This window comes from Streptomyces sp. NBC_00038 (assembly GCF_026343635.1).
Taxonomy (GTDB): domain Bacteria; phylum Actinomycetota; class Actinomycetes; order Streptomycetales; family Streptomycetaceae; genus Streptomyces.
Map to the genome: position 1 here is coordinate 4955355 of NZ_JAPELQ010000001.1, position 20355 is coordinate 4975709.

The following is a 20355-nucleotide window of genomic DNA, read 5'->3' on the forward strand; positions in this document are numbered from 1 at the left end:
CGCCGTGGAAGCACGGCTGAGTTGCGCCGCCACCTTTCGTGGACCTGCACCGACGCCCGTCATACGACACCGGCAACGACCGTGTTCACGATCCTGCCGACGGCTTCGCTCTCCGGCGGGACGCCTTCCCGGCCGGCGAAGAGCAAGTGTCCGGTGCCGATCAGGGTGAGTGCGAGCGTGTCGACGTCGGTGTCCGGTGCGATGCGGCCCAGGTCGCGTTCCGCGGTGAGGTACGAGGCGATCATGGCGGTGGCTTCCGTCAGTACGGGGACACCCGGCGGCCTGGCCCGGCGCAGTCGGGCGCGCAGCTCGTCGCGGGCGGTGATGAGGCCGATGATCGACAGGGCGACCGACCCGAACAGGACGGTCAGCGCGTCGGCGAGGTGCCCGGCGACCGTGCCGGTTCCGGCGGACTCGCGCAGCGCGGCGGCCTGATGGTCGATCCGGCCGATGCGGTCGAGCACGAGCTCCATGAGGAAGTCGTCGAAGTCGGCGAAGTGCCGGTGCAGTACGCCCTTGGCGCAGCCCGCCTCCGTGGTGACCGCCCGGCTGGTCAGGGCGTTGGGCCCGTCCCGGAGCAGGACGCGCTCGGCGGCGTCGAACAGTTGCTCGCGCGCGTCGCGCATGGCCACACCTGTCGGCATACCGCCCGCCCTCTCTCCTTCGCCCGACCCGCCCGTTGACGAGTGGGCATGCGCCCACCATAGTGGGCGCATGCCCACTTTACCTCCTGAGCGGTCGCGTCCCACCAGGCCCGAGCCGCATCGACAACGGCCGATGGCGGAGTCCTTCGGTTCGGACGCCGAACGCTATGACCGCGCCCGGCTCCGTTATCCCGACGCCCTGGTGGACCGGATCGTCGACGGCAGCCGCGGCATCGGCGACGTCCTCGACGTTCTCGACGTCGGTTGCGGTACGGGCATCGCGGCACGGCAGTTCCAGGCGGCCCAGTGCGCGGTGCTCGGGGTCGAGCCCGATCCGCGGATGGCCGACGTGGCGCGGCGGCTCGGGGTCGAGGTCGACGTGGCGACGTTCGAGGCCTGGGACCCGGCAGGCCGGGAGTTCGACGCGGTCGTCGCCGGGACGGCTTGGCACTGGATCGACCCCGTCGCGGGAGCGGCCAAGGCGGCGCGGGTGCTGCGTCCCGGTGGCCGGCTGGCGGCGTTCTGGAATGTGTTCCAGCTTCCGCCCGAGGTGGTGGAGGCCGTCGCCTCGGTCTACCGGCGGGTGCTGCCCGACTCGCTGTTCGACCTCCAGGCGCTGAAAAAGCCCGCCCTGGACGTGTACCAGGTGATGTTCACCAAGGCCGCCGACGGGATCCGCGAGGTGGGCGGGTTCGGCGAACCCGAGCAGTGGCGGTTCGACTGGGAGTGGTCCTACAGCCGGGACGCGTGGCTGGACCAGATGCCCACCCACGGCGCCCTCACCCAACTCCCGCCGGACAAGCTGGCGCCGGTGATGGAGGGCGTCGGAGCGGCCATCGACGCGATGGGCGGCCGCTTCACGATGAGCTACGCGACGGTGGCGGTCACCGCGGTACGCGAAGCCACGCTCCCGGCACCGCGGCACGCGTCACCGGACTCGACATCGCCGCACTCGACGCCTGAAATCGGCCGGGCCTGAAATTGGGCATTGCATAAACGCCCGTACGGGCATTACCTTTACCTCTATGACTGCCGGGTCGGCCTTGCGCCGCGCACGAGTTGGGCACCCGGCCTCCGAGTGAGGCCGGGGCGGGGTAGAGCCCCGCCCGCCGTTTCTTCGCACGACATCTCCTCGTGCGACTTTCCTTCGTACGACAACTCCTCGTACGACATCTCCTCGTGAGACTTTCGCGTACGCCACCTGCGTACGACTCCTGCGTACGACCTCTGGGTACGCCCCCCGCGTACGACCTCTGCCGGGGCCGTAACCTGCACCCCCGCGCGCAGCGTTTCCTCCCCGTTCGGAATTCCGCGCGCCGACGTGCCTTTACGCACCCATTCCCACCCTCCGGGTTTCCCCCTGCCCGAAAACAAAAGAAAGCAGCGAATGCCCAACCCCTTCAACCAGCAAGTCATCGATGAATTCCGCGCCAACCACGGAAAGGTCGGCGGCTATTTCGAGGGAGCGCGTCTGCTCCTCCTCACGACCATCGGCGCCCGCACCGGAACCCCGCACACGACCCCCGTCGGCTTCTACCCCGACGGCGGCGAGCGGGTCTTCGTCATCGCCTCGGCCGGTGGCGCGCCCCAGCACCCGGACTGGTTCCGGAACCTGGTCGCGAACCCCCGGGCGACCGTGGAGGACGGCCTCTTCACGTACGAGGCGGAGGCCGTCGTACTCGACCGCGCCGAACGCGACCGCGTCTTCGCCCGGGCGGTCGAGGCCGACCCGGGATGGGCCGAGTACCAGGCGAAGACGGACCGCGTCATCCCCGTCGTGGCTCTGAGCCAGGTCCCACAGGACGGCCCGCCGAGCATGAGCGCAGGCTCCATCGCCGAGCACCTGCAGGTCGCCCACGACGCCTTCCGGCGCGAACTCGCCCTGATCCGCGAGGAGTTCAAGAAGACGGGCGCCTCCCTCGGCGCCCAGCTCCGCGTCAACTGCCTCACCCTCTGCCAGGGCCTGCACAACCACCACACCGGCGAGGGCCTCGGCCTCTTCCCGTTCCTCGCCGACCGCCATCCCGAACTCGCTCCAGCCCTGGACCGCCTGGGCAAGGAGCATGAGCAGATCGCCGAACTGCTCGAACAGCTGCGCGGGGTCATCGCTGCCGAGCAGGCGGAACCCGGCCACGTACTCTCCCGGGTGGAACACCTCACAGCCGAACTCGAAGCCCATCTGACCTATGAGGAAGAGCAGTTGATCCCCCTCCTGACCGCCGTGGGAGCCCCGAAATGATCGCGCTCGTCACCGGCGCGAACCGCGGTATCGGCCGCGAGGTCGCCCGGCAGCTGGCCGCCGCGGGGCACACCGTGCTCGTGACCGCCCGTTCGGCGGAAACCGCCGCCGAGGCGGCCCGGTCCGTGGGCCCGAACGCGCACCCCCTGCGCCTGGACGTCACGTCCGAGGCGGACATCGCCGAGGCGGCGCGGGACCTGGAAGCCCTCGACGTACTCGTCAACAACGCGGCGATCACGTACGACACCTGGCAGCACGCGACCACCGCCGACCTGGACGTCGTACGCGAGGCGGCCGAGACCAATCTGTACGGCCCCTGGCGGCTGATCCAGGCACTGCTCCCCCTCCTCCGCGCGAGCCCGCACCCGCGCATCGTGAACGTCTCCAGCGAGGCCGCGTCCCTCACCGGCATGGGCGGCGGCACCCCCGCGTACTCCGCCTCCAAAGCGGCCCTCAACGCCCTCACCCGCATGCTCGCCGCCGAACTGCGCGCCGACCGCATCCTGGTGAACGCCGTCTGCCCCGGCTGGGTCGCCACCGACATGGGCGGCCCGGGCGGGCGCCCGGTCACGGAGGGCGCCGCGAGCGTCGTATGGGCGGCCACCCTTCCCGACAACGGCCCCACCGGCGGCTTCTTCCGGGACGGGCAGCCGCTTCCCTGGTAGTCGGCCTCAGTCGTCAGCCGTCGGTCACCACGGCAGGGGACACGCGTAGTCGGTCACCACGGCAGGGGCCGCGCGTGCACCACGTCCAGCCGCGAAACCGCCCGCGTCAGTACCACGTACAGGCGGTGCGGGCCCCGCGACTCCGCCTCCGCGACGGCCGCGGGTTCGACGGCGACGACGTGGTCGTACTCGAGTCCCTTGGCGAGCGTGGCGGGCAACACCGTCACCCGGGCGCCCAGTTCATCGGGTCCGGCGGTCTCGACACCCGCGGCGTGGAGCGCCTCGCGTACGCGTACGACATCGGCATCGGCAGCGATGACGCCGATCGAGCCCTCGTGCGTGAGCGCTCCGCGCACCGCGTCGACCGTCGCGGCGCACACGTCGGACACCTGCCTGACCCTCAACTCGCCGTCTCTCCGCAGTGATTGAGCCGGAGGTACTCCCACGTCGAGCCGCGCGAGGAGCCGGTTGGCGAGTCCGACGACGGCCTCCGGAACCCGGAAGCCGATCGTCAGGGGTACGACCGGGGCATCCGGCTTGCCCAGATGCGCGAGCAGTTCGTGCCACTCGCGCGCCGCCCACGGAGTCGTGCCCTGCGCGAGATCGCCGAGCACGGTCAGCGACCCGAACGCCGCCCGCCGCGCGATCGCCCGGCACTCCATCGGCGACAGATCCTGCGCCTCGTCGATCACCAAGTGGCCGTATCCCTCGGGGTGTTCGATGAGTCCGGCGATCTCGTCGAGAAGGACGAGGTCGGCGGCCGACCAGCGCGCCGACTTGTACGAACGCGGCGGCTTCACCCACCGGATCGCCTTCTGCTCGTCCGCGTCCAGGAGCCCGTCCGCCGCAACCTCCAACACGTCAGTGTCTGTGAGGAGTTCGGCGAGAAGCTCCTCGGGAAGCACCCTGGGCCACACCGCGTCCACGTACGCGCTGACGGACTTGGCCCGCGAGATCTTCCGCGCCCAGGCGTTCGTACGCGGCCCGGCGCGCCGTTCCGCCCGCTCCCGCAGCCACCCCACGACCCGCGTCCGCACCCGCTCGCGCCCGACGGCGTACGGAGGTTCCTCGGCGCGTACGCCGTCCACGATGCGGCGGAGCACCTCGGCCGGGACCCGCCAGTGGTACGAACCATCCGGCACGGCAAGGGAGTTGACGGGCCCCCCGACCTTTCCGTACAGGGCCCGGCGGAGCACCTCCGCCATCCGCGCGTCGTGTTTGACGACGGCGGCGCGCTCCTCGTCCTCCCCCTTGACGGGATGGCGGGCGATCTCGTCCTCGACGGTCGACTGCCGCACTCCGGTCTCGCCGAGCGCGGGCAGCACCTCGGAGATGTACGACAGGAAGGTGCGGTTGGGGCCGAGGATCAGCAGGCCGCCGCGGCGGATGCGCTGCGGGTAGGTGTAGAGGAGGTACGCGGCCCGGTGCAGTCCGACGGCCGTTTTTCCGGTGCCCGGGGCGCCCTGCACGCAGACCGAGGACGCGAGATCGCCCCGTACGAGTTCGTCCTGTTCGGGCTGGATGGTCGCGGCGATGTCGCGCATCGGGCCGACGCGGGGGCGCTCGATCTCGCCCGCGAGGATACGGCTCGGCTGCTGGGGGCTGGCCTGTGCGAGGTGCTCGTCCTCCAGGCCCGTGAGGTCCGCGGAGTCGCCGAGGCTCCCCGGCGCCCAGCCGAACCGCCGCCGGACTGCGACGCCCTGCGGTGCGCGGGAGCTCGCCTGGTAGAAGGCGCGCGAGACGGGCGCACGCCAGTCGACGACGAGGGGCGGGGCCGCGGGGTGCTCGGTGATCCGCAGTCGCCCGAGGTGATAGCTCTGCCCGGCATGCTCGCCGGCCGCCTCGCGCGCACTCTCGAAGTCCAACTTGCCGAAGAACAGCGGCCCTTCGGGCAGCTCGCGCATCTCCTTGGCCTTGCTGCGCAGGACGTAGCCGAGCACTTCGGCGTCGGCACCGGAGGCGGAGACGTCCTCGCCGGTGACCACGTGCTCGTCGGCACCGGTGACCATGGCGGCGAGGGCGGCGCGACAGGTGTCGTGGTAGGCACGTTCGCGGATGAGGGTCTGGGCCAGGGATTGGTCGAGGGGTTGGTCCGGAGAGTGAGCGAGGGCCTGATCGAGAACAGGGTCGGGTGACGTCATTCCATCCAGGGTAGCGGAATGACGTAACCGAGTAACATTTTTTACCAGGTAACGCTAGCTAGGTGGGGTGCTGGCCGACCCGGCCGCCAACCTCCCGAACGCGCGCCGGGCCGCCGCCACGGCATCCGGCCGCACCTCCGCCACCGGCTCCCCCTCCGCGATCCGCCGCCAGTTCTCCAGGGCGAGGATGCGCTGTACGGCGACGATCTGACCGGCGGCGAGCCGGGCGTCGAGGTCGCCACCCAGCGCCTCGGCGAGCGCGGCCTCGGAGCGCTCGACGTACGCGGACATCCGTGCCGCAAGCGACGGCGTCCCGTAGAGCAGCCGGTGGAAGGCGAGGACGTTCGGGTGGTCGTTGAGCCCGGTGACGGGGTCGTCGCGGCGCAGGCCGTCCAGGAAGTGCTCCAGCAGAGCGTCCGTCGCCGACTGCCCCTCCGCCCGCCCGGCGACGACCCGCGCGGCCTCCGTCTCGTGATCGGCGAAGCGGTGCAGGACCAGATCCTCCTTGGCCGGGAAGTACCGGAAGAGGGTCGGCTTGGAGATCTCGGCGGCGGCCGCCACCTCGGCGACGGACACGACGTCGAACCCCTTCTCCAGGAAGAGCCCGATCGCGATGTCGGACACGGCCTGGTACATCCGCTGCTTCTTGCGCTCCCGGAGCCCGATCTCACCCATGCCCCGAGCCTACGCACGACGCCGGCCGCCCCTTGACCTCAACCAGGCTTGAGGCCGAAGACTGCGCGGCGACAGCTCTTCTGCTTGCGATGAGGTGACCGATGCGTGCGGCACAGGTGAAGGCGTTCGGCGGGCCCGAGGTTCTCCTTCCGGTGGAGATCCCGGACCCGGTTCCGGGACCCGGCGAGGTGTTGATCGATGTCGCTTACGCGGACACGATCTTCGTAGAGACCCAGATCAGAGGCGGCTGGGGCCGGGACTTCTTCCCGGTGACACCGCCGTACGTCCCCGGGGGCGGCGTCTCGGGTGTCGTCACCTCCCTCGGCGCGGACGTCGCCGACGAGTGGCTGGGCCGTCGGGTCACCGCCTTCGTGACCGGCAGCTACGCGGAGCGGGCCGTAGCCGCGACCTCGGCCCTCACCGTCGTACCGGACTCCCTCGGCCTCCTCCCTGCCGCGGCCCTGGTCCACGACGGCCTCACCGCCATGGGCCTCCTCGAACTGACCGGCGTCGGCCCCACCGACCGCGTCCTCGTCCTCGGCGCCTCCGGAGGCATGGGCACGCTGCTGGTCCAACTGGCCCACGCGCGCGGGGCACGCGTGGTGGGCATGGCCCGGGGCGCGGCGAAACTCGCCCTGGTACAGGAGCTGGGCGCGGACGCGGCCGTCGACGCCACCGACACCGACTGGCCCTCGGCCGCCCGGCACGCCCTCGGCGGCTCCACCCCGGCCGCCGATGTCGTCCTGGACGGCGTGGGCGGCCAACTCGGCACCACCGCCTTCCCGTTGACGGCCGACGACGGCCGCTTCTCGGCCCACGGCGCCCCGTCGGGCGGCTTCTCCCCCATCGACCCGGCGGAGGCCGCCGGCCGCGGCATCCGCCTCTTCGGCATCGGGGACGTCCAGTTCGGCCCCGCCGACCTGCGCCGCTTCACGGCCGCCGCGCTCGCGGAGGCTGCTGCGGGGCGGCTGCGGCCGGTGATCGGTGAGGTGTTTCCGCTGGAGCGGGCGGGGGAGGCGCATGCGGCTGTGGAGGGGCGGGGGGTGGTGGGGAAGGTGGTGTTGGGGGTGTGAGTTCGAGATCAGGTACCGAAGGACGAACCGACAGTCAGATAGCGGCCGGCCGACGCCAGGACGGCACCGCCGCAAGGTTCCACAGGTCATCGAAGTGCTTGGTCCACATGGTGACCGCCTCCTCGACGGAAGCCGAGCCCTCCCGGGACCAGACGTTGAGATCGGTGCTGTAGCCCTTGGGGTCGTAGAACTCCTGCTCCTGCCACCGCATCCGGGTGGCGACGTTGTAGAGCCCGTGCAGCACCTGCCTCCTGTTGAAAATGCAGATCTTGTCCCGCGGGATGCCGGGGTAGGAGCGGTACTCGCATACGACGGTCACCCGACCGTTGCCAGTTATCTGCGCCGCCAGGCCCGACAGCACGTCGTCATAGTCGCTGCACATCCGCTCCTGACGCTTGCGGAAGTCGGGGTCGTCCACGGGTTCGCCGCTTCCGCCGACCCTGGAGGGGACGGTCATGGGCTGAGCGAAGTCGGGCACCAGCATCCTCACCGATACCCGCCTGGTCAGCCCCGGGTCGTCGAGCAGACCCTCCAGCCGGTGATAGAGCTCGTTGTAAAGGGTCTCGCCGGTGTAGCCGAGAAAGCTGATCTCGACCTTCCGGGACCGGAACGCCTCGCTGACGTAGCTGCCCAGCTGGCGCGAATTCACCAGGGCGCGAGTCGGTACCGAGACCGACCGGGCAAGATCCTTCACCGCGTCGTACAACACATAGCCCACCAGGCTGAGCAGCGCACCGCCGAGGAATGCCTTGTCCTCCAACGCGTCTCCAACCGGCTTGACGAACTGCGCCGTCAGCCCGCTGAGGAAGATCCCGAGAAGCAGAACCCGCGTCGCGACAGGCTCAAATCGTGCTTGGTACCGCTTCAAGCGTGCACCGACACCGCCGTCGGCCTGACTGTTCCCCACCCTGGACATGCGGCCCCCTCACCGGGCAGAGCCACCCATCGAAGCGTCACATGCCTGCTGAGTACCCGGCCCGTCGTGTGGTGCCATGGTCGCCGTGCCGCAATGCGCGGGCAAGATAGGGGTTCGCCGTCGAGCGGCCGGGAAGGCCGAGCGCCGCTCTGGCCGCCTCCAGGGTCATCGCGTACGAGTCCACGGCCCTGCGCACGTTGGGGGCGTCGAGGCTGGCGCCGGTGACCAAGCGGTCGAGGTCGACATAGGAGGAACGGACGACCTCGATCCACCGATAGACGATCCAGTCCTGCTTCCAGTGCTTGGTGTGCGTACTGGGCAGCATGTTCTCCCAACGGCCGAACATCCGATCGCGGATCTCAGGCCGTGTCGGAGTGAGATGCATGTGCCGGACCAGGTCGTACAGAGGGTCGCCGACCATCGCCATTTCCCAGTCAATGATGGTCAGGGCGAAGGAATCGTCGCGGCGCACGAGGTTCCACGGGTTCAGGTCGCCGTGCAGCAGAGCAGGCTCGCGCACGGTCACCTGATGCCGGGACAGGATCTCTTGCAGCCGACGCGCGCCGGGCAGTCCCAGTACTCGGGCCAGTTGCTGCGACTCCTTCGGCAACCCCTCTACAAGCAGGACCAGTTGAGTGCTCAGCCACTCGTAAAAATCCCCCTCCCCGAACAAGTCCTGCGCCGTCGGGTCCAGCGGACCGTAGTCGACCCGCGTCAGAGCGCAGAGTTGGTCCACCAGCTTGTCCGCTTCATGAGGCAGCAGACCGTTCACCGGGTGGTTGGGGGGCTGAACACCGTCTTGCGGACCGACATACGTGTGGATGGCAAACGGGTCCCTGGTGTGACTCTCGCCCAGCGCGAGCACCCTGGGTGCCGTCACCGCGACCCCGGACTCCTGAATGACCTTCAGGACGGCGTGCTCGCTCAGATAGCCACGTTCGCGGCGACAGACCGATGCCATCTTGCGCCGCACCACTACGGGAAAGCCGACACCCGGCACACGCACGACCGAGTTGAGGTGGGCGGTTCCCTTGAACACCCGGTCGGCAGGCGCCGCCCCCTCGGCGATCAGGGCGTGGCGTACGGCCGAGCGGGGGAAGTCCGGGTGTTCCGGAAGCCGTTCATCCGGCCTCCAGGCAAGGGTGGTGACCGCTCTGCTGACGCCGGCCCGCCCATCGTGCCGAGATGCCTGCCACCGGATGAGCACCCGCTCGACGTCGGCTTCGTCCGGAACGTGGGCGAGTCTGAGCGGTTCGGCCGCAGCTCTGATGGCGCTGCTCACCGAGGCTGTCGCCTGGTCCAGGCTCTTCTGGTCGAGCGAGTCCTCCAGCGACTTCGCCGCACGCATCACGTCCGGATAGACGGACTGGGCACGCTCGAAGGCCACGTAGTGGCGCAGATCCCGTGCCAGGCCGTTCGCCGCCGCCGGTCTGGTGTCCTGGATGGCCGCCGCCCACGCTTCGACCACTTCGCCCCACTGGTAGTCCGGATACCGCATCCGGACAAGGTGCGTGGCAAGGTCGTGCAGCGGGTCGCCATACGTCGCAAGCTCCCAGTCCACGCAGATCAGGGGCGGCTCTCCGCGGTAGGTGACGATCACGTTGTCCCGGTGGAGGTCCGCGTGGAGGAGGCTGTACGGGCGACGGGCCATCGGGGGGACTCTCTCGGCCAGCCGGGTCAGGGCGTCCTCGGGGATTCCCAACGCGGCGAACAGCCCACCGAAGCTGGCCCAATTGGGCTGACGGATTTGACGGTCGGCGAGATGCGCCAGCGTCTGCAGAAAAGCCTGGCTGTCCTTTTCGTTGGACGGCCAGCCGTCGGGTAGCGGAGGTAAGGCCTCCCTGCGTACTTGTGACATCTGTGCGAGCAGCCCGGCCAGAGCCCCAATCAGCAGACCGTCGACGGGCTTGCCGTTGGGGCAGACCGTGGAGAGCGGAACGCCCTCCACGTAGCTGTGCACGGCCGAGCCGAGGCGTCGGGCGAGACATTCCGGCACATGCGGCAGGACGCCCCCGACGGCGGCGAGGATCTCGTCTTCGTGTTCCCAGGTCCTGATGACCACCGGCAGGGCTTCGGGCCTACGGATCCGCACCGTCACATTCGGGCCCGGCTCCCGCCCCACGCGACGCGCCATCGCCTCAGTCAGAGGCAGCACATAGTTACGGTTGTGATGGCCGCCGCTCATTACTCCGAGCTGCTTCGCCTGTCCCACGAACTCGTCGTAGGCGCCATCGACGGCACACCGCTCCCAGAAGCCACGCCTGGGAACCGGAGGTGCTCCCACGGGCCACTCCTGTAACTGAGGTTGCGCAAACCCTAGCGTCACTGAAGGCTTCTGGCGTGTTGGACCGGTCTCAATGAGGTAAACGCAGGCTAGGACTCAAAGGTGCGCGCGACAGTCCATTGCTGGAATTGCCCTCATGTAGCGAGCAGATTCCACACCGAGTCGAACCACGCCTGGCTACTGGCGACGAAAACTGACCCGGTGGAGTCCGGATCGTCGTCCTGGGCGTAGTGCGTGAGGGTGGCGCCGAGGCCCAGCACATCGAGTGCCACGATCTCTTCGCCGCCTCCCAGCGCGATGCGACGCTCAATCACCTCATAGAAGCCCTGCAGCGCTTCGGTGCCATTGAGGAGATAGAGCTTGCAGGGCGGCACCAGGGGTACGTGACGTATCTCCAGGTCGATGGACGGCACCAGGCCTTCGACCTTCAGTGCCTCTAGTACGTACCGTAGCGAGGACGTGTGCCTCCGGGTGATGGCAAGCAGCCGGTCCCGCAGCCGTGGATCACCCGGGTCGTCCTTGGCCCGTGGAAAGGGAAAGTCCAGCCCTTCGGAGGGCAGCAGCATGCGCGCGGCGATCCGCTGCGGTGCGATCTCCCCTGCACGGATCCGCTCCGCCTGCAGCCGGATGTGGATTTCCAGTGTCTCGGACGTCAGCGTGTAGACATCGAGGGTGACTTCGGGCTGCTCGAAGGCACTGCTGATGATCGGCCTCAGTGCAGTGCGGGCCGATCGAGGGTTCCTGGACACCAAGGACTGTACGCGCTGCGTCTTGATCACACGCGATCCGCTGCCCTGCCGGGACTCGATCCAGCCACCGCCAACCAGTTCCTTCAGAGCCCGCTGCACCGTGTCCCGGGAAACGCCGAACTCCTCTGCGAGCTCCCGTTGCGCCGGCAGTTGGCTTCCCAACGGATAGGTGCCGTCGGCCATGCGGTCCCAGAGCGTCTCCAAGACACGCGAAACCTCTCTGCCGCCACCGTCGCTGGCCCGCACTCCATCCACATACCGACCGTACCGCCGCCAGCCCGCGATCAAACCGCTTTCAGCCAAACCACCGGTCCAACTGGAAGGTCCGTTAAGGGATCACAGAAGCCGGGAAACCCAAATTCGAGCAACCAGTCCAACTGGACGGCTAGTTGATCGGTTCACTGAAAGTTGAAGGGACAGGTGGGAAGCATGGCTCAGCGGGAAGTGGCATGGTTGGTCGCTAAGTTCATCCTGGCGCTGGCAACCCAAGACAAGATCATATTGGCGTGTGCACTCCTGCTGTCTCTGATCTTCATAGGCATACGGAACGGCCGCTCGTCCTTCGCGGCAGGAGCGGCGGTGGTCTTCATCATCCTGATGTCTCAGGCCTGACCCCGGAGCACCCGCAAGACCGGCTCCAGCGACCCGACGACATCCTTGGCTCCCGCGTCCCGCAGCAGTTTCTCTTTGTACCCGTTACGCGCGTAGCCGAGGAACGGAACTCCGGCCCGCTGGGCGGCGACGAAGTCCGTGGGGGCGTCGCCGATCATGAGGGCGGCCGACGGGGCGGCACCCAGGGCGTTCAGGGCTCGATTGAGGCAGTGCGGGTCCGGTTTGAGCTGGTGCAGGTCCTCGGTGCGGCCGTAGATGTTGGGGGCGAAGCAGTCGGTGAGATCACGGCTGGCGAGGTAACTGAACGCGGTGCGCGCCGAGTTGTTGGTCGCGATCGCCAGCCGCGCGCCGACGGCACTCCAGGTCCGTATCAGCGGATCCGCGTACGGGGTGGGCCAGGCGGAGGACACCGCTTTGAACTCCTGCTGGGTGAGCCGCTCCTCCAATTCGGTCACCAGATCGCTGTGCGGGTGGCGCCGGTGGACGGCGTACAGGACAACCATCGGGTCGGGGTGGACCTGCTCCTCCTCGGTCAGCAGCCCCCGCAGTCCCTGGTGTTCGAGCCACTCCACCAGGTCCTTCGCCACGTTCTCCGCTAGATGCCCCGCGAACAGCCGGCAGATCGGCCCGTCGAAGTCGAAGAGCACGAAGCGGGCACGCTCGATCACTTCCCGCAGGTTCTCTGTCTCTGCTGTCACCGGTTCGTTCACCGGTTCGGTCCGTGTCGTATCAGGCTGCGTCGTATCAGGAGTCACTAGGAGAGTGTCAGGTCAGTGGTGATGGTTTCCCAGAGGGCGTCGAACCACTTCTGGGATTCCTCGACGAACGAGGCGTCCCGATGGCCGGTCGGCTTCTCGAAGGAGAAGAGGAGCGACGAGGAGCCGACCGCGTCGTACATGTCCAGCACTCCTCCGCTGTCCACCGTCTCCTCGCGTCTGGTGATCATGTAGTACGCGATCAGCGCCTCCGACCCGTTGAGCAGGTACAGCTTCACCGGCGGCGTGAACGGAAGTGCGCGGAAGGTCACGCGGACGTCGATGCCGTGGGAGGAGCGCAGTGACTGGAGGTTGTGGCGCAGGACGTGTCCCTGGGCGTTGCGCTGGGCGAGCCAGCGCTTGTGGACCGCGTCGTCGTCGGTGCGGCCCTCCACGGGGACCGGGAACGCCAGGGTGATTTCCCGGGAGGGCAGCAGGATCCGGACGTCGATCGACTTCGGGAGGATGACGCCCTCGTGGATCAGGCGGACCGGTTCGCCGAGGGCCAGCATCAGGGTCTCCGCGGTGAGGCAGGCCGCGTCTATGCGGACGTGCGGGGCCGCGAACGCTTCGGCGAGGCGCGGCGCCAGGCCCACCATCGTCGTCTGGGGTTCGTCGCGGACGGCCGGCACCTCGGCGATCCGCGGCGGGCTGCCCCGGCCGGTGTTGCTGAGGAGCCCGTCGCTCTGCAGGGAGCTGAGGGCCTGGCGGACGGTGCCGCGCTCGACGCCGAACTCCTCCGCCAGTTCCGCCTGGGTGGGCAGGCGGTCGCCCGCCTTGAGGTCACCGGCACGGATGCGGTCCCGCAGGGCGTCGGCGATCTCCTGGGACGAGAAGTTTCTGCTGCCGTTCACTGCCACGTTCTCCTGGGTCACGACCAAACGCTACAACTCCCATCCATCTATGGGGAGTTGTTTGAAAGTTGTTTATGAGTACCAGCCAAGTGGGGACAACTTAAGCATAGTTGGTTGCCAACTTGGTCAAGTTGGCGGAAGTTTTGCCTCCCCTCCTCCCAACCGGCCCGCCTCTCTCAGAAGCAGGAGGAACCACCATGCCCGTCATCGCCCTCCTCTCAGCCGTCTTCGTCGTCGGCTTCGAGCAGCTCGTCCAATGGCACTACGGCCCCTCGGGCATCGTAGGACTCCTGCTGCTCAGCATCGGGATCAAGGCGAAGAGCCCCACCTGCTACTCCATCGGGGCGGTCGTCCTCGCCCTCATGGTCGCGGGCCCCGCCCTCTGACCCGCGTGAATCCCAACCCCGCACACCCCCGCCAGGGAGACCTCAGCTCGTGAGCACCAGCTCGGAACTGATGGTCTCCCACAGCGCGTTGAACCACAGGTGGGACTGTTCGACGAAGGTCGTGTCCCGCAGCCCGGCCCCCTGCATGAAGGGGAACAGCATGGACTGGGTGCCCTGGACGTCGTACATCTCCAGGTGCACGTGGTCGATCTCCTCCTCGCGCTTGGTGAGGGTGTAGTACGCGAAGAGCGCCTCGGACCCGTTGAGCAGGTACAGCTTCACGGGAGGCGTGAAGGGCAGCGCGCGGAAGGTGACGTTGACCTCGATGCCGTGCGTGGCGCGCAGCGCGAGCAGGTTGTGGCGGAGCACCTGGCCCTGGGCGTTGCGGTTGGCCAGCCAGTTGCGCTGGAGCCGGCCGTCGGGGGGCTGGCCCTCGGCCGTCGCCTCCACCGGAGCCGGGAAGGCGAGGGGGATGTCGCCACTGGGGAGCAGTACGCGGACATCGATCCTGGCCGGTTTTATTCGCTCGGCGTGGATCTGACGGAGCGGCTCGCTCATGGCGAGGGTGAGTGAGATCGAGGTCAGGCACAGCGCGTCGATCTCCACATGAGAGGCCGCGAAGGCCTCCGTTATCCTCGCGCCGAGCGCCACCGTGGTGGGCTGCGGCGGGGCTTCGGGACCGGTCAGAGCCCTGCCCAGGTCGTCCGCCACCGTCGCCGGGCTCCCCTTGGACACGTTGACGAGCAGACGCTCCGACTGCAGGATGCGCAGCGCCTGCCGTACGGCCCCGCGCTCGACGCCGAACTCGTCCGCCAGCTTGGCCTGCGTGGGCATGCGCTGTCCGGCCCGCAGCTGACCGGACCTGATCCGGCTGCGCAGCTCGTCGGCCACCTCGCGGTGTGACGTCAGTGGCCGTGGTGACCTGTTCCGCCCATTGACGGCGGCGAGTTCCTGGTCCACGACCAAACCCTACAACTTCCCGCCATCTTTGGGCAGTTACCTGATAGGTGGTTATGAGTCGACCCAACGCGGAGATAACTACCATTGAGTTGGTCACCAACTTGAGCAACATGGTCAAACTTCCCGGGTGTTGGCCGCCAGGGTCGCAACTGTCGACCAGGTGGACGGTTCCCAGCGGGGGTCCGCTCGCCCCGTCCCCAAGGAGGGACCGTCATGCCGCTCATCGCCATCGTCGTCGCCGCCCTCGCCATCGGATTCGAACAGCTCATCCAGTGGAAGTACGGGCCGATGGGCATCATCGCGTTCGTCGCGCTGACCGTCGGCATCAAGGCCAAGAACAACATGCTCAGCGGCATCGGAGCTGTGATCATCGTGATGCTGCTCGCCCAGTCCGGCTGATCGGGCGCCACCGTCCGGACAGTCCGGCTGACCGGGCTCCCCCCTGGAGGGGAGCCGGGAGCCCGGTCAGTCAGCACCACCCACAACTGAATAGCTACAGCTACGGATCAACGGCACTCACCGGCACGGAAGGAGCACCGGCCGCACTGGTTCAGAAGATGTCCGGGCACCACGGTCGCCTGGACGTGCGCAGCAGGGCGTCGGCCACGGAGGCGGCGCCCGCTCGTTCTTCCCGGACCCGCCCCAGCGCCGCGAGCCGTACCGCCGACTCGTCCCCGAGCCACAGCCTCGCCAACTCGCCGACCTCCAGCGTCAGTTCGGCGTCCAGCGTGGTCGGCGCGCAGGACGCCCCGTCCGGCCCCGCGTCCAGCCGGTACCGCCCTGCGGACAGCCCGTCCCGGTCGGTCACCTCCAGCACCAACGCCCCCGTACCGCCGTACGTACGCGCCTCCAGAGCCCGTACGACATCCAGGATCCGCACCCACAGCCAGTCCGCCTGCGTGGTGATCCTGGCCGCGCGCGGGTCGGGCAGGAAGTGCTGCAGCAGGTCGTCGGGGGACCGCCAGCCCGTCTTGACCTTGGTGATCCAGTCGATCGAGCAGAGGTACTGCCACAGGGCGCGTTCCGCCGCCGGTGTCACCGCGATCAGCCAGTTCACGTCCGCCGTGTCCTGCGGCTGCTTGTGGCGCCAGGTGTCGTCCGACTCGTACGAGACGAGGCCCTCGACCTCGCCGGCCGCCGAGCGGTACACGGCGTAGAACGGCTCCGTCCACGGTGCGCGGTCCAGGCTCAGCACACCGGTGTTGACCTGCCACCAGCGCTCGTCGCGGCTGACCGTGCCCGGCTGGGTGCGCCTGAGCCGTTCGTGCAGTTCGGGGCCGATCTTGCGTACGTCCTCGCCGTCCACGAGGTCGATACGGGCGCCGTCGGCCGGGCCCGACCAGCGGGGGTCGAGGCCTGTCCTCGGTACCTCGATGGTCCACTCGGCGGCGGTGGTGGCGGGGCCGAAGCCGTACCGGCCGTAGATCGGGTACTCGGCGGCGATCAGCGTCGCCACCACGTCGCCCCGCTCCTTGGCCGCCGCGAGGTCCCTCGCCATCATGCGGGTGAGGAGGCCTCGGCGGCGGTGTGTGGCGGTGACGGTCACGTTCGTGATCGCGTCTGCCGGGACGGGGGTTCCGCCCACCGTGGTGAGCTCCTGCGGGAACGATCTGAAGGTCGCGACGCAGCGGCCCGCGTCGAACGCGGCGAGGGTTCGCTCCGGGATGATGTACGAACCGCGGTCCGCGATCTCGGTCTCCGTCACCGCGGGGGAGCGCAGGAAGCCGGTGTTCAGCGCGCGGATCCAGTCGGGTATCTCGGCGTCGGTGATCGCTCGTACGTCGATGGCGTCGATGGCGTCGCGGTGGGTCATGGGAACACGCTAGGTGTACGACGGTGGGGTGTCGCGGGGATTTTTTCGCCCCCTCCGCCCCCTGCCCGTCCCGTTCCTGGGGGCTGCGCCCCCAGACCCCCCTGTCGCGCTGACGCGCTCGTCCTCAAACGCCGGACGGGCTGAAAGATCTCCCCCGGCCGGGGCTGAAAGGGCAACCCCCTCCCTCAAAACGCCGCCCGCACCTCCCCCACCTCCCTCCCCCCACCCCTCAACGCCACCCGCCCGATCCGCTCCACCACCGGCGAGTCCACCCCCAGCAACCCCAACGCCCTCGCCAGCACCGGCCCCAGCGCCCGCCCCCCGCCGTCCTCGACCTTGAACGCGAGCGCCCGCCCGTCCGGGAGGGCGACCGCCTGGACGGCCTCCGCGCCCATCTTGGAGAGGGCGCCCGGGACCTCGCGCATCAGCCAGGTGTCGGGACGGCGGGTGCCGGCGACGTACTCGGGGTGGGCGCGCATGGCGTCGGCGACGCGGCGTTCCGCGGAGCCGGGGGGTGCGAGGACGAAGGAGCGGAAGGCGCGGGCCAGGCCGGTCAGGGTGATCGCGAGAAGCGGCGCCCCGCAGCCGTCCGTACCCACCGCGGCGACGGACTCCCCGGACGCCTCCTCGACCACGGAGTGGATCTGCTGCTGGAGCGGGTGCCCGGGGTCCAGGTACGAGTCGAGCGGCCAGCCCCGCTGCGCGCACACCGCCAGCATCGCCGTGTGCTTGCCCGAGCAGTTCATGGTGACCCGGTCGCGTACGGCGCCCGCGGCGAGGTAGGTCTCGGCCTCTGCCCGGTCCAGCGGGAGGTCCGGCGGGCACTGGAGCTGCGCGGCGGTCAGCCCGTGCTCGCCCAGCATCTTCCGTACGAGGTCGCGGTGGAAGATCTCTCCGGAGTGGCTCGCGGCGGCGAGGGCGAGGCGCTCTCCGGAGAGGTCGAGCCCGGCCCGCAGTACGCCCGCCGCCTGCATGGGCTTGTTCGACGATCGCGGGAACACCGGCACCGCCGGATCGCCGAGCGCCAGCTCGACCGACCCGTCCGCGGCCAGCAGGACCAGGCTGCCCCGGTGGCGGCCCTCGACGAAGCCGGAGCGTACGACCTCGGCGAGGACAGGGGGTGCAAGGGGTATGGCAGGCGGCACGGGGACTTCAGGGCGGGCGGCGGACATGGGCGGTGGCCTTCCGTGACGGGGACCCGCCCGGGCAGCCGTACCGCGACGCCCCCGGGATCGCCGGGGCGCCACGTCACACGATCAGGCCCGTCACACGAACGGGTCGGTCACATGAGCAGGCCCGTCACATGAGCAGGTCATCGACTTGCGCTTCGCCCTCACGGTACCTGCGGGCGATCTCGGCGCTGCAGTCGTCCGCCGTGCGCTGGAGCTGCTGGCGCCGCCGGGAGACCTGCTGCTCGTACCGTACGAGCCGTCCCATTCCCGCAGCCAGCTCTTCGTCCGTACGGGCGTCGAGGTCCGACAGTTCCACCTCGGAGAGCATGTCCGAGGCCAGCCGCCGGTACTCCTCGCCGTGCGGCGTGCCCACCGTCACATGGCGGGCCGAGGAACGGTGCCGGGCGGGCGCGTCCGTGAGAATCTCCGAGAGCCGCTCGATGACCGACAGCTCCCCGGAACCGACGACCCGTGGCTGCCCCGCGACCGGCGCCCGCAGTCCCCCGCGGCGCGCCAGCTCGGCCCGCAGGATGTCGATGCGCCCCTGGAGCAGCCGCCGCACATAGCTGAGGTCGGCCTCGTCCCGCTGGGCGTCCCGGCGCAGCACGCGCAGTTCGGGCAGCCGCAGCGCGGCCAAGTCGTGCCGCGGGTCCTCGGGGGTCGGCGGACTGTCGATGCGCTGGACCGGCGGCCTGGCCGCCATCCCCACCGTCCGCCCTGTCCGCGCCGCCCGCGGGCTCGTACGGGTCAGTGACACGACCCCGGGCGGCTGCCCACTACTCGGTGTGCTCATGTGCCTCTACCGTCCCCTCGACCGGCGCGGTCCATCCCAGAATGCGCCATGGATGCGCCATGGATGCGCCTATGAATGCACCGCAACACCCCGCATGGTGCCACCCTCAGTGGTCGCTATGTGACCGAGTGCCCCCGATCGGCCCCAGATGGGGGTTTGGCGACCCTAAGAAATCACACGAAGGGCTCGCACCCGATGCCCGTCCGCGCGCACGGCATGATGGTCCGTATGCGTGCGGTGGTGCAGAGAGTGGACGGCGCGAGCGTCGTCGTCGAGGGCGAGACGGTCGGCGAGATCAGCGGCGAGGGGCTGTGCGTCCTCGTCGGGGTCACGCACGAGGACACCAAGGAGAAGGCGGCCCAACTCGCCCGCAAACTCTGGTCGGTCCGCATGCTGAGCGAGGAGCGGTCCTGCTCGGACATCGACGCGCCGCTGCTGGTCATCAGCCAGTTCACGCTGTACGGCGACGCCCGCAAGGGCCGCCGCCCCACCTGGAACGCGGCCGCCCCCGGCGACGTCGCGGAGCCGCTGGTCGACGAGGTCGTCGCCCAACTCCGTTCCCTGGGCGCGACGGTGGCGACGGGCAGGTTCGGCGCGAAGATGCGCGTCTCACTGACGAACGACGGCCCGTTCACAGTCCTCGTCGAAATCTAGGGCTCGACCACGACTTCTTGCGCCGCCGCCGTCGTGTCCGCGAGCAGCGGCGCGTCCAGCGGCACGTTCCGCTTGATGACCGCCAGGGCGATCGGGCCCAGCTCGTGGTGGCGTACAGAGGTGGTGATGACGCCGATCTTCCGGCCGTCGGGGCCCTCGTCCGCGCGGCGCAACTCCGTGCCGTGCGGCGGGAGATGGACCTCGCTGCCGTCGAGGTGGAGGAAGACGAGGCGGCGCGGGGGCTTCCCCAGGTTCTGCACGCGGGCCACGGTCTCCTGGCCCCGGTAGCAGCCCTTCTGCAGATGGACCGCGCTGCCGATCCAGCCCAGCTCGTGCGGGATGGTGCGGTGGTCGGTCTCGAAGCCGATGCGCGGCCGGTGGCTCTCGACGCGCAGCGCCTCGTACGCGAGCAGCCCGGCCGCCGGACCACTCTTGGCGGCGTACGACTCCAGTTCCGTACGCGGCAGGAAGAGATCACGGCCGTACGGCGTCTCGCGTACGACGACACCCTCCGGGACCTCGGCGATGGAACCGGCCGGCAGGTGCACGACCGCGAACTCGTCCGTCCGGTCGGCGACTTCGACCCGGTAGAAGAACTTCATCGACTCCAGGTACGCGATCAGCGCGTCCTGGCTGCCGGGTTCCACATGGGCCCAGGTCGTGGTGCCGTCGTCGACGAGGTACAGCGCGTGCTCGATGTGGCCGTGCGCGGTGAGGATCAGCGCTTCGGTGGCGAGGCCCGCCGGGAGGTCCGTCACATGCTGGGTGAGCAGCAGGTGCAGCCAGGTGAGCCGGTCGCCCCCGGTGACGGTGACGACGCCGCGGTGCGAGAGGTCCACGAAGCCGGAACCGTCGGCGAGGGCACGCTGTTCGCGGAACAGGTCTCCGTAGTGGGCGGCGACGCCTTCGTCCACGCCCTCGGCGGAGACGGCGCCGGGCAGGGACAGCAGAGGGCTCTTCATATGCATAG

Annotated in this window: 21 protein-coding genes; 8 read left to right on the plus strand and 13 right to left on the minus strand. The window is 69.3% G+C overall.

All coding sequences use genetic code 11. From position 1 onward, the window contains the following. Positions 1–59: 59 nt before the first annotated feature. The gene (locus tag OG219_RS22295; RefSeq protein WP_266829139.1) at positions 60–644 is read right to left on the minus strand and encodes a TetR/AcrR family transcriptional regulator; all 585 of its coding nucleotides are present in this window, start codon (positions 642–644) and stop codon (positions 60–62) included. Positions 645–714: 70 nt separating this feature from the next. Between OG219_RS22295 and OG219_RS22300 the strand changes: the two genes are divergently transcribed. From OG219_RS22300 to OG219_RS22310, 3 genes are all read left to right on the plus strand, one after another. Next, complete coding sequence (locus OG219_RS22300) at positions 715–1623, plus strand: class I SAM-dependent methyltransferase (RefSeq protein WP_266829141.1); 909 nt, start codon at positions 715–717, stop codon at positions 1621–1623. A 408-nt stretch (positions 1624–2031) separates the two neighbouring features. Beyond that, positions 2032–2883 carry a nitroreductase/quinone reductase family protein gene (locus OG219_RS22305; protein ID WP_266829142.1) on the plus strand — a complete coding sequence of 284 codons (852 nt, stop codon included), beginning with the start codon at positions 2032–2034 and terminating at the stop codon, positions 2881–2883. Further along, positions 2880–3548 carry an SDR family oxidoreductase gene (locus tag OG219_RS22310; RefSeq protein ID WP_266829143.1) on the plus strand — a complete coding sequence of 223 codons (669 nt, stop codon included), beginning with the start codon at positions 2880–2882 and terminating at the stop codon, positions 3546–3548. Before OG219_RS22305 ends, OG219_RS22310 begins: the two co-directional genes overlap by 4 nt. A gap of 53 nt (positions 3549–3601) precedes the next feature. Here the strand turns inward: OG219_RS22310 and OG219_RS22315 are convergent, their stop codons facing one another. Together OG219_RS22315 and OG219_RS22320 are read right to left on the minus strand one after the other, a co-directional pair. Beyond that, entirely contained in the window at positions 3602–5689 is a 2088-nt protein-coding gene (locus tag OG219_RS22315) for an AAA family ATPase (protein WP_266829145.1), read from the minus strand. A 54-nt stretch (positions 5690–5743) separates the two neighbouring features. After that, positions 5744–6364 carry a TetR/AcrR family transcriptional regulator gene (locus OG219_RS22320; RefSeq protein WP_266829147.1) on the minus strand — a complete coding sequence of 207 codons (621 nt, stop codon included), beginning with the start codon at positions 6362–6364 and terminating at the stop codon, positions 5744–5746. Positions 6365–6465: 101 nt separating this feature from the next. Here OG219_RS22320 and OG219_RS22325 point away from each other — a divergent pair, with 101 nt between their 5' ends. Next, positions 6466–7437, plus strand: a complete 972-nt coding sequence (locus OG219_RS22325; RefSeq protein ID WP_266829149.1) for a zinc-binding dehydrogenase — start codon at positions 6466–6468, stop codon at positions 7435–7437. 34 nt (positions 7438–7471) lie between these two features. Here OG219_RS22325 and OG219_RS22330 read toward each other — a convergent pair whose 3' ends face one another. From OG219_RS22330 to OG219_RS22340, 3 genes are all read right to left on the minus strand, one after another. Continuing rightward, on the minus strand, positions 7472–8197 hold the full coding sequence (locus tag OG219_RS22330; RefSeq protein ID WP_266829151.1) for a hypothetical protein: 726 nt from the start codon (positions 8195–8197) through the stop codon (positions 7472–7474). Positions 8198–8390: 193 nt separating this feature from the next. After that, a complete protein-coding gene (locus tag OG219_RS22335; protein WP_266836183.1) occupies positions 8391–10538 on the minus strand; it encodes an aminoglycoside phosphotransferase family protein in 2148 nt (715 codons plus the stop codon). A gap of 233 nt (positions 10539–10771) precedes the next feature. Next, complete coding sequence (locus OG219_RS22340) at positions 10772–11641, minus strand: GntR family transcriptional regulator (RefSeq protein ID WP_266829153.1); 870 nt, start codon at positions 11639–11641, stop codon at positions 10772–10774. Positions 11642–11815: 174 nt separating this feature from the next. Here OG219_RS22340 and OG219_RS22345 point away from each other — a divergent pair, with 174 nt between their 5' ends. Next, complete coding sequence (locus OG219_RS22345; protein WP_266829155.1) at positions 11816–11998, plus strand: hypothetical protein; 183 nt, start codon at positions 11816–11818, stop codon at positions 11996–11998. Here the strand turns inward: OG219_RS22345 and OG219_RS22350 are convergent. Further along, entirely contained in the window at positions 11989–12696 is a 708-nt protein-coding gene (locus OG219_RS22350) for an HAD family hydrolase (RefSeq protein WP_266829157.1), read from the minus strand. The genes OG219_RS22345 and OG219_RS22350 overlap by 10 nt on opposite strands. A gap of 56 nt (positions 12697–12752) precedes the next feature. Beyond that, positions 12753–13634, minus strand: a complete 882-nt coding sequence (locus tag OG219_RS22355) for a winged helix-turn-helix domain-containing protein (protein WP_266829159.1) — start codon at positions 13632–13634, stop codon at positions 12753–12755. A 170-nt stretch (positions 13635–13804) separates the two neighbouring features. Between OG219_RS22355 and OG219_RS22360 the strand changes: the two genes are divergently transcribed. Continuing rightward, entirely contained in the window at positions 13805–13993 is a 189-nt protein-coding gene (locus tag OG219_RS22360) for a hypothetical protein (protein WP_266829161.1), read from the plus strand. A 42-nt stretch (positions 13994–14035) separates the two neighbouring features. Here OG219_RS22360 and OG219_RS22365 read toward each other — a convergent pair whose 3' ends face one another. After that, positions 14036–14959, minus strand: a complete 924-nt coding sequence (locus OG219_RS22365; protein WP_266829163.1) for a winged helix-turn-helix domain-containing protein — start codon at positions 14957–14959, stop codon at positions 14036–14038. Between the two features lie 207 nt (positions 14960–15166). Here OG219_RS22365 and OG219_RS22370 point away from each other — a divergent pair, with 207 nt between their 5' ends. Beyond that, positions 15167–15352 carry a hypothetical protein gene (locus OG219_RS22370; RefSeq protein ID WP_266829165.1) on the plus strand — a complete coding sequence of 62 codons (186 nt, stop codon included), beginning with the start codon at positions 15167–15169 and terminating at the stop codon, positions 15350–15352. Between the two features lie 151 nt (positions 15353–15503). Here the strand turns inward: OG219_RS22370 and OG219_RS22375 are convergent, their stop codons facing one another. The 3 genes from OG219_RS22375 to OG219_RS22385 form a co-directional block, all read right to left on the minus strand. Next, positions 15504–16766: a GNAT family N-acetyltransferase gene (locus OG219_RS22375; protein WP_266829166.1), complete on the minus strand. Its 1263-nt coding sequence runs from the start codon at positions 16764–16766 to the stop codon at positions 15504–15506. Positions 16767–16951: 185 nt separating this feature from the next. Further along, complete coding sequence (locus tag OG219_RS22380) at positions 16952–17938, minus strand: asparaginase (RefSeq protein WP_266829168.1); 987 nt, start codon at positions 17936–17938, stop codon at positions 16952–16954. 127 nt (positions 17939–18065) lie between these two features. Further along, positions 18066–18731, minus strand: coding sequence for an AmfC protein (locus OG219_RS22385; RefSeq protein WP_266829170.1), 666 nt, complete (start codon positions 18729–18731; stop codon positions 18066–18068). 228 nt (positions 18732–18959) lie between these two features. Here OG219_RS22385 and dtd point away from each other — a divergent pair, with 228 nt between their 5' ends. Beyond that, entirely contained in the window at positions 18960–19385 is a 426-nt protein-coding gene (gene dtd / locus OG219_RS22390; protein WP_266836184.1) for a D-aminoacyl-tRNA deacylase, read from the plus strand. On the opposite strand, the gene OG219_RS22395 is transcribed toward dtd, so the two are convergent. Continuing rightward, on the minus strand, positions 19382–20347 hold the full coding sequence (locus OG219_RS22395; protein ID WP_266829172.1) for a folate-binding protein YgfZ: 966 nt from the start codon (positions 20345–20347) through the stop codon (positions 19382–19384). The two genes, dtd and OG219_RS22395, sit on opposite strands and share 4 nt — an antisense overlap. Between the last annotated feature and the right edge of the window lie 8 nt (positions 20348–20355).